Here is a 13,790-nt window from a genome sequence, read left to right as displayed (position 1 = left end):
TATGGATTTTACAAAAAAATCATGTTATATTTCTACTTATCTGTTAAAAATTACATAGTTTTATTTTATTGGGGATAAAAGGGGAGAGATTTACATGCAATGGTATTTGAAAGCTCTAAAGAATTATGGGAATTTTAGTGGTAGAGCTACACGAAAAGAGTACTGGATTTTTAGTTTATCCAATATCGTAATTTTTTGGCTACTGTTGTTTTTATCATCATTTTCAGAGGTGTTAGTTGCTATTATTGCGCTGCTATTTATGTTAGTAATGATTATACCAAGTTTTTCGATTGGCGCACGTCGGTTACATGATATTGGGAAAACAGGATGGTGGCAATTATTAAATTTTGTACCATTTGGTAGCGTTGTTTTACTTGTATTTTTTATCATTGAAAGTGAAGAAAATGACAATCAATACGGACCAAATCCGCATACAAAGTTAAAAGAAGCGATTTAATAAACTTATTTCGTTTATAGCATTACTAGTTCAACAAATTTTGCTTAATTTATCTATTCTTAAAATGGTTTACATGAGGTTATATGATTAGGTTGATCTAAGCCAATATGACTTTTGGAGCAGTAAAAATGGGAAGAATAAAAGCAGAGTGAAAGTATTATGGTAAGAAAAAATTTCAAAAAGAAAAGCACTGTTTTAGCTAATGTAGCTAAAACAGTGCTTTTCTTTTTGATTGAACAGTTGCTGCATTTTCATCATGTATGCCTGCATCTTTAATAATTCGTTGTTTTGCTTTATTTAATAGATGGTTTACTGCTTCACCAAAATAGTTAGCTTCGCTTTTTGTGCGGGCTTCTCGTAAACATTTATAGTTTTCTAGCAGTTCCTCTTTTTCAGTGTTTGTTAAGAAATCTTCTACTTTCTTTTTTGTCATACGAAACACCCTTTCTTCTGACAAACGACGCAATAGAAAATATTTATTTTTCATTATAACAATAATTTTTAAAGAAAGTATAGATTAACGTCGTAATAATTTGTCAATTTCTTGAATCTTTTCATCAGCTTTCCCGATTTGCGTGTTTTTAGCCTGCTCACCACCAAGCGCTTGGTGGAGTAAGAAAGTCTGACCAGAAATAGCAGTCACAATGGATACTTTAATAATTTCTTTTATTAAGGTGACATCGAATAAAACGAGTCCAAGAAGTGCAGCTAGGCTGCCAGTGAAAATATCAGTCAAAAACCCAAAGTGAAAAAAAGTTTTCAAACGGCGTGGAAGCAATAACTTACCTTGGTTATTGATTAGATGGGAAACGAAACCAGTAATGCCACCAACGAGTACAGCAGTTAGCCATTGATACATTTCCATCGAATCCACTCCTTTTAGTGAATAAGATTCGATCATTTTATATTGATTCCTTTTAATATTTCATATAAGCACATTGAGAAAGTTTGTTTGGGTGTATCACCTATTCAATTTAATTATAACAGAAAAATCTGATATATTTCAGTCTATTATTTGAAGCGTATATCCATTAATGTGAATACAGAAAGGGGTGCGTGATATGAATATAGATTATCGAATAAGAAGTGTAGATGGTTATACAAAAAATATAGGGGAATTAGTAAGCATGCTGGAGCATACGAGGGCTGTAACATTACAGGAAATAAACGATCTATCAGTTGAGCAATTAGATTCAATTATGCCAAGTGGAGGGAATTCCATCGGAGCTTTATTAAAGCATATTGCAGCTATTGAAAAAGCACATCAGCTGATTTCATTTCAAGAGCGTGACTTTACAAAAGAAGAATTAGAAATATGGGAAGACGCACTGTATTTAGGGGAATCGGGGAGAACGATTCGTGGACATAACATACAGTATTATGTACAACTTCTACAAAGTGTTCGAAAAGAATCTCTGAAGTATTTGAGTGAACAAGATGATGAATGGCTTATGTCAGAAAGAAAGTGGCCTAACGGTGTAGCGCATAATCAGCACTACCTTTGGTTTCATGTGCTAGAAGATGAGATTAGTCACCGTGGACAAATTAGAATGATGAAAAATAAATTATTTGAAAATTATGTTAAATAAAGTAGCTTTTTAAATAAATATTCCATATAATGAGAGTAATTAAAATGAGAACGGGGTGATGTATTATGGCGAAAATAACTTATATAAATAATAAACCAAATACAAAGGTGGATGGAAAGGGCGAGACTATATAAGTGAGCGCACGATCCTTCCACTTAGCTTAAACTAGGGAGGATATCAATTTGAATCAAAATATTTTAGAATCGTTCGGCTGGGATTCCTTTTTTGAGGAACAAGCTGTAGAGAACTTTGAAGTAGGACGTATTTTACTTGAGCATAAGCATCTATATCGAATTATTTGTAATGATGGTGAATATATGGCAGAACTGTCTGGAAAATTTCGACATGAAGCAGTAACGAAGGGAGATTATCCAGCGGTTGGTGATTGGGTGTATATAAAGAAAATAGAGAATGAAAAGAAAGCAATTATTCATCGCATTTTTCAGCGAAGAAGTTCTTTTTCTAGACAAGAGGCTGGTAATCGAACGGAAGAACAAGTAATAGCTGCAAATGTAGATTATCTATTTTTAGTGAATGCACTTAACCATGATTTTAACGTAAGAAGAATAGAACGTTATTTACTATTAGCGTATGAAAGCGGTGCAATGCCTATTATTGTCTTAACAAAGAGTAGCTTATGTGAAGACGTGGAACAGAAAATTGTTGAAACGGAAGCGGTGGCAATTGGTGTTCCGATCTTTGTCGTTGATAGTTTGGAGCATGCTGGTATTGAATCGTTGCAGCAATTTGTTTCTTCAGGAAAAACAATTGCTTTAGTCGGGTCATCGGGGGTTGGGAAATCCACTTTGTTAAATGCACTTATAGGAATTGAAGTAGCAAAAACAGGAGATATTCGTGAGGAAGATAGTAAAGGAAGGCATACGACAACTCATCGTGAATTGTTCCGATTACCGAGTGGTAGTTTAGTTATTGATACTCCGGGTATGAGGGAGCTGCAGCTTTGGGAAGGAAGCGATGCAATTCAAACAACATTTTCTGATATTGAAGAACTAGCAAAAACGTGCCGTTTTAGGGACTGTAAGCATGAAAATGAGCCAGGGTGTGCAGTGCATAATGCAATTGATAACGGAATTATTACGATACATCGTTTGCAAAGCTATAAAAAATTACAAAGAGAACTGGCGTATTTTATGAGAAAACAAGATGCTATTCTTGCAAGAGCAGAGCGTGATAAGTGGAAAAAGATTTCTAAACAGCATAAAAAAATGTAAAAAGCCAAAGGGTGGTTCCCTTTGGCTTTTTGTAATTGTAAATTTTATAATAATATTATTCATATATATAGACAAAGGGAACTTAATTGTTTAAACTTTACAAAGTATTCATCATAATAGGTTATGGAAATAATAATTAGGGAATGGGAAATATTTATAATTTACTAGATTTAACTTTTGAAATTGAAAAGCAGGAGGTTTGTAATGGGTAGACTATTAAATTGGTTTCGTAATATGAAAGTAGCAAAAAAACTACTAATTTCATTTTTTGTCATTTTAATTGCGGCTGTCTCTATTATCGGAGGCATGTCTTATCAAACGGCTAAAAAGAATTTTGAATCACAAATTACGAGCAGTGCTCACGACAATATAAAAATATTAGATAATTTAATCAATCAAATGATTGAGGCGAAATTTAATGATGTGAATAATTTTGCACGGGTGATTCAAGGTAATATGTATCAAGGGGATAATCAAGATGAATTAAGAAAAATGTTATCTCAATATATCAATTTGAATAAAGATGTTGAACAAGTATACGCTGCTGGGAATGATAAGAAATTTGTGCAGGAACCAAATATACAAATGGCAGCAGACTATGATCCAACAGAACGTTCTTGGTATAAAGATGCAGTGGCCAAACAAGGTGGTATTGTAATTACTGAGCCGTATAAGGCGCAAGGAAATGGACATATTGTCGTAACGATTGCAAAACAAACAGAAGATAAAAACGGTGTTGTAGCGATAGATTTAAGTTTAGATAATTTATTAAAAACAACAAAGTTAATCAATATTGGTAAAAAAGGATATGCTTTCATTTTAGATGGGAAACAAAAAATAATTGCACATCCTCAAGAAAAATCAGGAGAAAAAGCAGCTGATTCTTGGGCGAAGAAAATTTATGAAGATAATCATGGCGCTTTTTCATATACGTATGACGGTAGCGAAAAACAAATGGTATTTGCTACAAATGTAAAAACAGGTTGGAAAATCGGCGGGACGATGTACTCAAATGAAGTAATTGAAGCTGCACAGCCTGTATTTTATAATATGTTAATTGTTATGTTCATTGCATTAGTTATAGGCGGGGCACTTATTTATTTTGTGACACTTTCTATAACGAAGCCATTAAAAAGATTAGTTGCGACTTCTAAAGAAATAAGTGAGGGAGATTTAACGCAAACAATCGATATTCATTCTAATGATGAAATTGGCCAACTTGCAAAAGGATTTAATGAGATGACAGATGCATTGCGAACGTTAATTGGAAGAATTAATACTTCGGCTGGACATGTTGCAGCAGCATCAGAAGAGCTAACAGCAAGTGTAAGACAGGCCAGTGAAGCGACTGAGCAAATTACGATGGCAATGGATGAAATATCGAGTGGGGCAACAACGCAAACAACAAGTGTAGAAAATGGTGCAATGTTACTATTTGACGTAACAGAAGGAATTCAGCATGTAGCAAATAGTTCATCATCGATTAATACGGCTTCTGCTCATACTCGTGAAAAAGCAGAAGATGGTGGAAAACTAGTCGGAAAAACAGTAAATCAAATGCAATCTATTGCAGAATCTGTTTCACAATCAGATGAAGTTATACAGTTACTAAATAATAAATCAAAACAAATTGGTGACATACTAGAAGTAATTCAAAATATTGCAGATCAAACAAATCTTCTAGCTTTGAATGCAGCAATTGAAGCTGCAAGAGCAGGAGAGCATGGAAGAGGATTTGCAATTGTTGCAGATGAAGTACGTAAATTGGCGGAGAAGTCTAGCGTTTCTTCTAGTGAAATTAGTAAATTAATATGTGAAATACAAGATGACATGAGTAAGACGGTAAAATCTATGGGGCATGTAAATGAAGAAGTTCAATCTGGACTTGTTATTGCGAATGAAACGAAGCAAAACTTTACTGAGATTTTACAATCTACAAATGAAATTGCGAATCAAATTAAAACGATGGTTGAAACGGCTAACGGGATGTCAAAAGGTGCCAATGAAGTGTCTATTTCGGTAGGTCAAATTGCAATGACAGCGCAGAATAATGCGACGAGTACTCAAAACGTTGCAGCATCAGCCGAAGAACAACTAGCGTCCATTGAGGAGATTAGTTCTGCGGCTGGTACATTATCTCAAATGGCTGAAGAGTTACAAGGGTTAATTGAAAGATTTAAAGTTTAACAGAGGACAGGCTATCTTCAAAATAGCAGTATGCTATTGGAGTAGTCTGTTTTTATTATGTAAAATTAAATGGGGATGGAGAGTATCTTTATGATATGTAAAGGTATATTTTGTATAATATTTGTCGAAAAATAGAGGTATTTGTTAACTTTGTGTATAATTATAATCATATAGAATACAAATAAAGGAGATTAGTATGGGAGTGTATTGGGGGACAAAAAGACATTCTTGGCTTAGCTATGTCTCATTTTGGCTAAGTATTTCATTTTTTATTGTTTTTCTAATTGAAGTGTTTATTTTAAAAACACTTTCGAATAATTCGGTGCAAATTGTTAAATATTTTTATTTTATATTTGTACCAGTAAACATCTTACTTAGTTTAAAGTTACTCTTTAAGAAGAATGAAAAGAAAGCATTGCCTATTTTTAGTTTCATTGTCTCTTTATTATTTACAATTTTAATACTAGTATTAGCGTTAGCAGCTACTGGGAAATTCTTTTAAGAAGAGTGATATAAGTCACTCTTCTTTTTTTTGTTTTTGCAAGCAAATAATAAGTGGAGGATGGATAAAAAATGCATTTACTTAAGTGTGATATTACTTGAAAGCTATAGAAGAGTATTAAGAAATGAAATAGGAGATAATTCACACAGTAATGAAGAGAATCAGTTATTTTATATGCATCTAAGAAGCAAATGAATACGGTAAGAACGGTGATATATGGTACAATACATATGGATAGTGATAGAGATAAAGGGTATATAAAATACTCATCGTTTTTAGTAAGAGAGGGGTTATCTTATGCTATACGAGGATTTGATGACATTATTTCAAGCAGCTCCGAAAGAAGAAAGTAGAGGCGGCTGGAAATATATAATCCAGGAACAAAATGATAAATATGAAATTGTTGATGAAATGTTGAAAAATCAAATGAATGTTGAATTGTATTTTAATGAATATGATGAGGTGAAAATCACTTTATATAAAGATGGAATGCCTATTTCTACTGTGCAAAGAATTGCGATTTCAAAAGTTGAATTAGACGAAGATGAAGAAGGGATTCAATTCGTTTTAGAACGCATGCCTAGTCGGATGATTCGGTTGCAATTAAAGCCATATTTGGCATTGGAAATGGGGCCGTACTGGGAAGTTTGTGATGATTGTGAATGAACATAAAAGAAGCATCCAATAATATGGATGCTTCTTTTATGTTTTTTGAAGTTGTTTAAAAGCAATAATCGGAAGTAAAATGATGCTGACCCATCCGATTATAGGATATAAAATGTGGAGGAGTTCACTATAACCAACGTAACTAAAGCAATAACTAATTAGTAAAATGAAGAAAATAATATTGTTATTTTTCCATCCAGTAATTGATTGCATTTGTTTTGTCATTCCGAACACATTGCCAACTAAAGTTGTGAACACTTCACCGAAAATGATAAGGACAAAGAAAAAGTGAAAAGTTGCATTGAATTTTCTTATCACTTCAGCCATTGGGATATTATATTGATAAAATTGATCTACTGATAAGATAGCTAAATGACTGCATAATAAAATTAAAGAAAGTCCTGCACCACCTAAAATACCACCCCATAAAATGGCCTTTCGATCTTTTACTTCACTGGCTAACGGGACGAGAACGCTTTGGGCGAGAGAAAGATTTAAGGCGACATATGTAATAGGACTAGTAATCCACTTCATACTCCAGCTTTCTGCAGGAATAGTGTTACTAATAGGAGTTGTGCTGTGAAAAAAAGTTGTAATAGCAAGTCCGATAATAAAAATCATCATAATAGGTACGACAAGTGTATTAACTTCAAAAACCCCTTGTAATCCGCGGCTACCTATAATGAGACAGGCGATTACTGTAATGAAAATACCAAGTTGTCTTGGTAAACGAAGCTGCTCTTCAAATACCGCCCCAGCTCCTGATAACATAACGCTCGTTACACCAAATAATACAAGTAATAATAGTGTATTTACAACATTTCCAAATACATCTCCAAATAAATATTTGTTAAATTCTTGCGCTGAAAATGCACCGATTTGTGATGAAAGTAACATCATCTTTGTGCCAAGCCAAATAAAAAAAAATCCACTTACACATATGCCGATTGTTCCATATAATCCGTTCACTGTAAAAAATTCAACAATTTCTCGTCCAGTAGCAAATCCAGCTCCAACGACTGTTCCAATATAAGTAGCAGCGACTTTCTTTGCTACTTGCCACTGTTGATTGTCCATGTTATCCCTCTTTCTACTACGATGAGCTTGATTTACTATTATGCATATGTATGAGCTTGGACAATTAGACGTATGAAGTGTTTGAAAATATACATGAATTAAAAGATATTAGGGAAGTATTAAAGGTGTTAAAACTTTGCTACATATGAGCCGATCGTTCGAAAGGATAGGGAATGTATGGTAAAATGTAATTAGATTATTAAAAGATAATCATTACAAAATGATAAGAGGAGTGGATTGTATGAGTACGAAAACAAATGTTGTTGAAGTATTAAACAAGCAGGTAGCAAACTGGAATGTGTTATATGTGAAACTACATAATTATCACTGGTATGTGACAGGACCACACTTCTTTACATTACATGAGAAATTTGAAGAGTTTTATAATGAAGCTGGAACAAATATTGATGAATTAGCCGAACGTATTTTAGCATTGGAAGGTAAGCCACTAGCGACAATGAAAGAATATCTTGCTACTTCTAGTGTTAGTGAAGGGACAAGCAAGGAATCTGCAGAAGAAATGGTGCAAACATTAGTAAATGATTATTCTGCACTTATTCAAGAATTAAAAGAAGGTATGGAAGTTGCGGGTGAAGCTGGCGATGAAACATCAGCGGACATGTTGTTAGCAATTCATACAACATTAGAACAACACGTATGGATGTTAAGTGCGTTCTTAAAATAAATATTAGTTTATAAAGAATAAAGTCATTGAAAAATTCTTTCAATGACTTTTTTTGTAATTTTTCAGTTTTCTTTTATGCTATAATATAGTAAAAAGGAGGCGATGCGATGTTTCGCTTTTTCAGAACTGGAAAAGAAGAGCGTGAAATTACGAAAGATGAATTAGAACAATCGATGGCTAAGTTTCTAGAAACGAATGCTAATATCGTTTATACGGTATTAGTAAATGATGATTATACAGTAAATTATGATTTGTTAAAGCCGTATTTACCTGCATTTCCAACAAATAGTTTTCTTATTACGAAGGAAACGCTTGAGGTATTTGAACATACAGAAGAAAATCTAAACCTAGTTAAAGAAATTGATATCGTACAAAAAGCAGTAGATCAATACGTAACAGAAAAAGAAATGTTTCCAATTGTTGAAGGTAGTGAAGAGCGTCTTATATGCGGGATGAAATTAGGACCGTATTTAAATCGTATATTAAAAAGAGACTTATATATTTCAGAAAAACATTATTTAGTTTCAAGTAAACCAGACAGAAAAAAACAAAAGAGTGGGTAGATGTATTGAAAACAACAATAAATATATTGTTGTCTTTTTTTGTTTATTAAAATATTGATTTTTCAGTCTATTCAACTGTATACTAAGCTCATTGGACAAAGAGAAGTAATGGTTAAGTATCGTTTTAAGAATAAAGTATTGTTAGCGTGAGATGTATACAGTGATTACAGTATGGTATAAAGGTTTGAGAAATAAATATTATACAAGGTTATGGGGGAATGGGTGTATGAAAAATAGTATGACTTACATTCAATTATTAAATGAAACGTTACATTGTTATGCAAATAAAGGAAGTTTGGAAGCGTTCACTTATATAATGGAGCATGCTAATGGTGTAGTGGGGAATAAAGCACAAATATATAATTTTAAATATGCGCTAGCGAGTGCAGCGGGGCTTGAAGAAGAAGCGTTACAGTTAATGAAGGAAGCTATTATAGACAATGGATTTTGGTACGGAAATGAGTATTTAATTTCGGACGATGATTTAACACCACTACATAAATTTGAAGAGTTTCATAAAATGGTTCAATTATGTAAAGAAAGAGAAGAATTAGCAAAGAAAACAGAACGAGCAGACGTGAAATTTATAGATGGTAAGAAAAAAGAAAAACTATTTATTGCAATGCACGGAGATCAAGAAAATATAGCAATAGTAGAACCATATTGGAAATCTGTTTTGGATCAAGATTATACGTTAGCTTTACCACAGTCTTCGCAAATTCAGTTTTCAGATGGGTTTGTTTGGGATGATATACATAGAGGGAAAGAAGAATTAAAAGAGCATTACGTTACGTTTATAGAAAATCATACAGTAGAAAGGGTAATAATTGGTGGTTTTTCTGCTGGTGCCAGAGTAGCTTTGTATACAATTTTACAAAAAGATTTAGATGTAGATGGTTTTATTTTTATGGCGCCGTGGCTTCCAGGGATTGAAGAATGGAGTGAATTGTTGGAAGTGCTACAAGATAAAAAAATAAAGGGATATATAGTGTGCGGGGATCAAGATGAAGGTTGTTTCGAAAGTACGCAGCAATTTGTACAATTATTAAGAGATAAAAATATAGAACATGAGTATAAAGTTGTGCCGAAATTAAATCACGATTATCCTGAGAATTTTGAAGTATTATTAGAAGAAGCTATTAAATATATAGACGGCAAAAGTAATAAGTAGTAAGAAAGGGAGATCCATCATAATTGATGGATCTCCCTTTTATCATTATAAATGAAAAGCATTTGCTAGTAAGCGATAAGAATTTAATTTATCTTCAAATCGATGAGTAATTGTGACAATCATAAATTCATCAGTATTGTACGCTTTGCTTAAGTTTACGATTTTTTCTTTCACAGAAGATGGATCACCGACGATCATACGTTGACGATTTTCTTTTATACGGAATAAATCATAAGCGCTGTATGAATAATTTTGTGCAGTTTCGATAGAAGGAGTACCAGTTGTGCGCTTTCCTTGCTCTAGTAATAAGATTGATAAATCTAAACTAGAAGCAATTTTTTCCGCCTCTTCATTTGTTTCTCCGCAAATAACAAAAATAGCGACGATTGATTTTGGTTTGTCTCCTAAATAGGAAGGCTGGAATTGTTCTTGATAAGCTTCCATTACTTCGGTACCGCCGTATCCGTTAATGAACTGTGCGAATGCAAAAGAAGTACCTTGTTTTGCGGCAATCATTGCACTCTCTCCACTAGAACCAAGCATCCACATCTCGGGAGATGTTGGAATTACAGGAGTAGCTTTTAAATTTGCATAATGATGATTTTCTGGTATTTGATCATGTAAGTACATTGCAACATCTGCAATTTGTTCTGGATATTGATCAAGGGAGACCATTTTGCCCTCCTGTAGTGCTCGAGTAGCTATTGGCATTCCACCAGGTGCTCTGCCGACACCAAGGTCAATACGATTTGGATAAAGTGCTTCTAAAACACGGAAATTCTCAGCAACTTTATACGGGCTATAGTGAGGTAACATAACACCACCCGAACCAACTCTCATACGCTCCGTTTTTGCTGCAATATGAGAAATAAGTATTTCTGGACTTGAACCAGCAAGGCTTACAGAATTGTGATGCTCTGATACCCAAAAGCGTGTATATCCGAGTTTTTCAACTTCTTGTGCAAGCGTAACTGTATGTGAAAAAGCTTGGGCTGCTGTACTACCATCTGAAATAGGGGATTGGTCTAATACACTTAATTTGATCATAGAATATACCTCTCAATCTTAATGTACATCCTATTATATATTTACTTACGAAAAATGCGTAATAAAATGCTCAAAATAAAAAGTGGATAAACCACCTATCCACTTTTAACGAGGAAAGCCTCGTTCATAATGATTCATTTCGACTAAATTTAATATATATTCGTAGTTATCAATCTCAAGTTTTAGTTGTTCACGCTCTTTTTTAGATAGTTGTTTACTACTAAGTTTGTTGCATAGTTGTTGTTTCTTTCCTTCTAAATACTTCTTTGTAGCGTTGTAGTCGTAAGTTTGTTTCATTTTCAACCACTCCTTCTTTACCGTTGCTATATTATACGTAGCGTGATGAGGTGTGAAAGCTAACTCTTATGTACTTTTAGTGAATATTCCACTTGCTATGTTGTTATGTTTATAGGAATTTATGAATAAAATGCACTAAACCACTAATGCCCATTTTATGAAGTAAGGGGTGGAATTGTGCAGAAAGATATAATGTATAACACTGAGATGGATGAAGTGTTGAAAGTTATAAATAAAGGGTTAAAGAAGACGACACGTTCGAAACAAATTATAGTAGTAGGGGCCGGTATGGCTGGGTTGGTTTCGGCATCTTTATTAAAAGATGCAGGACATGATGTGAAAATTTTTGAAGCAAACAACCGGGTAGGTGGCCGCATAGAGACGGTTAGAATGGAAGATACCGGATTATATTTAGATGTTGGGGCAATGAGAATGCCGTATTCGCACACATTAACGATGGCATATATAAGAAAATTTGGGCTACAGGTGAGCCCGTTTATTAATAGGAATGAGACTGATATTATTTACGTAAATGGCCGAAAAACGACATTAAAACAATACGAAAAAGATCCAAGTATATTAAAGTATCCTGTAGAAATGAATGAGGTCGGGAAAACGTCTGAAGAGCTATTATTGTTAGCGGTACAGCCCATTATAAATTTTATAAAAAAGAACCCAGAGAAAAATTGGGATGTTGTAGTAAAGGATTTTGGGAGATACTCTACAGGACAATTTTTAAAGTATCATCCTTATCAATATAATACGTATTTCTCGCCAGTAACAATTGAGATGATCGGTGTTCTATTAGATTTAGAAGGTTTTTTGGAAAGGTCATTTGTTGAGACACTACGCTTTTTATACATTATGCAGGAGGAGAGTGGATTTTGTGAAATAGTAGGCGGAAATGATAGATTACCAAAGTCTTTCTTACCACAATTAGAAGAAAATATTATATATAATCAAAAATTAATGAAGCTACATCAACATGATAACGGTGTGACAGCTTTTTATCGAAACGAGGAAACTTTTGAGTATAGTAGTATTACAGGGGATTTAATTATTATTACAATTCCATTTTCGACAATGCGTTTTGTGGAAGTAGATCCATTTGATTCTATATCTCATGAAAAATGGAAAGCAATTCGTGAATTGCATTATATGCCAGCAACGAAAATAGGAATTCAATTTAAAAGTCGATTTTGGGAAGAACAAGGACAGTTAGGTGGCAGGATTATAACGGATTTGCCAATTCGTTACGCCTATTATCCAAGTCACGGAATTGGAGAAAAAGGACCTGCTATGATGCTAGGCAGCTATACATGGTCTTATGATGCGTTGTTATGGGATGGGTTATCGAAGGGAGATCGTATTTATTACACATTACACAACTTGGCAACAATATTAGGTGGTCAAGTATATGATGAGTTCATGTCTGGAGTATCAAAAAGTTGGACATTGGATCCATATGCACTTGGAGGATTTGCGCTATTTCAGGCAGGTCAAGAATCCGAACTACAACCAGTAATTATAAAGCCAGAGGGGAGATTATACTTTGCAGGTGATCATACAACTTTATATCACGGATGGATACAAGGTGCAATTGAATCTGGAGTTCGTGTAGCGGTAGAGGTAAATGATTAAAATGTGTAAAATTCAGAAATTTCTTTACTGTATAGTTTGAGATGGATATTATTATATATAAAAGAATTAAAAGGGGTGTTGAAAGTGAATCCGTTATTATTCGATTTTCCTTCTGAATTTTATACTGAAAGGCTATTTATTCGAATGCCGAAACCAGGTGACGGTAAAGTTGTATACGATGCAATTCAAGCTTCTATGCAAGAATTAAGACCGTGGATGGTTTTTGCACAAAAAGAGCAAACAGAGGAAGAAGTAGAAGTGAGCATTAGAAAATCGCATATTCAATTTTTGCAGCGTGAGGATTTAAGATTACTAGTTTTTTCGAAAGAAACCGGTGAATTTATTGCATCAGCTGGATTGCATCGTATTAATTGGGATATACCTCAATTTGAAATTGGGTATTGGATTGATTCAAGGTTTAGTGGAAAGGGCTATATGGTAGAGGCTGCAAAGGGTATAACGGATTATGCTTTTTCTGAGCTGAAAGCAAACCGCGTAGAAATTCGATGTGATTCTTTAAATAAGAAGAGTAGAGCGATACCTGAGAAATTAGGCTTTAAGTTAGAAGGTACATTAGAAAGTGCGAGTGTAGCGGTAGATGGAAATGGATTAAGGGATATGTGTGTATTTGCCATGACTAGAAATACATATGAAAAAGAAGAGCTGTAAAGCAACA

The 13,790-nt window shown here is 33.8% G+C and carries 16 protein-coding genes; 11 read left to right on the top strand and 5 right to left on the bottom strand.

Annotated features, from left to right (window positions below):
* Positions 1 to 94 precede the first annotated feature (94 nt).
* A complete protein-coding gene (locus tag ACUN28_RS19645; protein WP_016088259.1) occupies positions 95 to 457 on the top strand; it encodes a DUF805 domain-containing protein in 363 nt (120 codons plus the stop codon).
* 208 nt (positions 458 to 665) lie between these two features.
* On the opposite strand, the gene ACUN28_RS19640 is transcribed toward ACUN28_RS19645, so the two are convergent.
* Positions 666 to 890, bottom strand: a complete 225-nt coding sequence (locus ACUN28_RS19640; RefSeq protein ID WP_000162691.1) for a hypothetical protein — start codon at positions 888 to 890, stop codon at positions 666 to 668.
* 84 nt (positions 891 to 974) lie between these two features.
* Complete coding sequence (locus ACUN28_RS19635) at positions 975 to 1,322, bottom strand: DUF4257 domain-containing protein (protein WP_000426320.1); 348 nt, start codon at positions 1,320 to 1,322, stop codon at positions 975 to 977.
* A 196-nt stretch (positions 1,323 to 1,518) separates the two neighbouring features.
* Here ACUN28_RS19635 and ACUN28_RS19630 point away from each other — a divergent pair, with 196 nt between their 5' ends.
* From ACUN28_RS19630 to ACUN28_RS19610, 5 genes are all read left to right on the top strand, one after another.
* Entirely contained in the window at positions 1,519 to 2,046 is a 528-nt protein-coding gene (locus ACUN28_RS19630; protein ID WP_016088257.1) for a DinB family protein, read from the top strand.
* Between the two features lie 182 nt (positions 2,047 to 2,228).
* Positions 2,229 to 3,278: a ribosome small subunit-dependent GTPase A gene (rsgA, locus tag ACUN28_RS19625; RefSeq protein ID WP_016088256.1), complete on the top strand. Its 1,050-nt coding sequence runs from the start codon at positions 2,229 to 2,231 to the stop codon at positions 3,276 to 3,278.
* 204 nt (positions 3,279 to 3,482) lie between these two features.
* The gene (locus tag ACUN28_RS19620; RefSeq protein ID WP_016088255.1) at positions 3,483 to 5,465 is read left to right on the top strand and encodes a HAMP domain-containing methyl-accepting chemotaxis protein; all 1,983 of its coding nucleotides are present in this window, start codon (positions 3,483 to 3,485) and stop codon (positions 5,463 to 5,465) included.
* Positions 5,466 to 5,661: 196 nt separating this feature from the next.
* The gene (locus ACUN28_RS19615) at positions 5,662 to 5,967 is read left to right on the top strand and encodes a hypothetical protein (protein WP_016088254.1); all 306 of its coding nucleotides are present in this window, start codon (positions 5,662 to 5,664) and stop codon (positions 5,965 to 5,967) included.
* A gap of 297 nt (positions 5,968 to 6,264) precedes the next feature.
* Positions 6,265 to 6,633 (top strand): DUF3979 family protein, encoded by a 369-nt coding sequence (locus tag ACUN28_RS19610; RefSeq protein WP_016088253.1) that lies wholly within the window; start codon positions 6,265 to 6,267, stop codon positions 6,631 to 6,633.
* A 36-nt stretch (positions 6,634 to 6,669) separates the two neighbouring features.
* Here the strand turns inward: ACUN28_RS19610 and ACUN28_RS19605 are convergent, their stop codons facing one another.
* Positions 6,670 to 7,710, bottom strand: a complete 1,041-nt coding sequence (locus ACUN28_RS19605; protein WP_016088252.1) for a YkvI family membrane protein — start codon at positions 7,708 to 7,710, stop codon at positions 6,670 to 6,672.
* A gap of 241 nt (positions 7,711 to 7,951) precedes the next feature.
* On the opposite strand from ACUN28_RS19605, the gene ACUN28_RS19600 reads away from it, so the two are divergent.
* The 3 genes from ACUN28_RS19600 to ACUN28_RS19590 all read left to right on the top strand — a co-directional run bounded on the left by ACUN28_RS19600 (position 7,952) and on the right by ACUN28_RS19590 (position 10,129).
* Positions 7,952 to 8,395 carry a Dps family protein gene (locus tag ACUN28_RS19600; protein WP_000105195.1) on the top strand — a complete coding sequence of 148 codons (444 nt, stop codon included), beginning with the start codon at positions 7,952 to 7,954 and terminating at the stop codon, positions 8,393 to 8,395.
* Between the two features lie 107 nt (positions 8,396 to 8,502).
* Positions 8,503 to 8,958, top strand: a complete 456-nt coding sequence (locus ACUN28_RS19595) for a DUF3939 domain-containing protein (protein WP_016088251.1) — start codon at positions 8,503 to 8,505, stop codon at positions 8,956 to 8,958.
* A gap of 226 nt (positions 8,959 to 9,184) precedes the next feature.
* Positions 9,185 to 10,129, top strand: a complete 945-nt coding sequence (locus tag ACUN28_RS19590; protein WP_016088250.1) for an alpha/beta hydrolase — start codon at positions 9,185 to 9,187, stop codon at positions 10,127 to 10,129.
* Positions 10,130 to 10,174: 45 nt separating this feature from the next.
* On the opposite strand, the gene ACUN28_RS19585 is transcribed toward ACUN28_RS19590, so the two are convergent.
* Positions 10,175 to 11,176 carry an LLM class flavin-dependent oxidoreductase gene (locus ACUN28_RS19585; RefSeq protein ID WP_016088249.1) on the bottom strand — a complete coding sequence of 334 codons (1,002 nt, stop codon included), beginning with the start codon at positions 11,174 to 11,176 and terminating at the stop codon, positions 10,175 to 10,177.
* A gap of 105 nt (positions 11,177 to 11,281) precedes the next feature.
* Positions 11,282 to 11,473: a DUF3896 family protein gene (locus tag ACUN28_RS19580; protein ID WP_000815502.1), complete on the bottom strand. Its 192-nt coding sequence runs from the start codon at positions 11,471 to 11,473 to the stop codon at positions 11,282 to 11,284.
* 177 nt (positions 11,474 to 11,650) lie between these two features.
* On the opposite strand from ACUN28_RS19580, the gene ACUN28_RS19575 reads away from it, so the two are divergent.
* A complete protein-coding gene (locus ACUN28_RS19575; protein WP_016088248.1) occupies positions 11,651 to 13,114 on the top strand; it encodes a flavin monoamine oxidase family protein in 1,464 nt (487 codons plus the stop codon).
* A gap of 84 nt (positions 13,115 to 13,198) precedes the next feature.
* Positions 13,199 to 13,783, top strand: coding sequence for a GNAT family N-acetyltransferase (locus ACUN28_RS19570; RefSeq protein ID WP_016088247.1), 585 nt, complete (start codon positions 13,199 to 13,201; stop codon positions 13,781 to 13,783).
* The last annotated feature ends 7 nt before the right edge of the window (positions 13,784 to 13,790 follow it).

This window comes from Bacillus sp. WC2507 (assembly GCF_052656125.1).
This window is presented reverse-complemented; position numbering and strand designations above follow the sequence as displayed.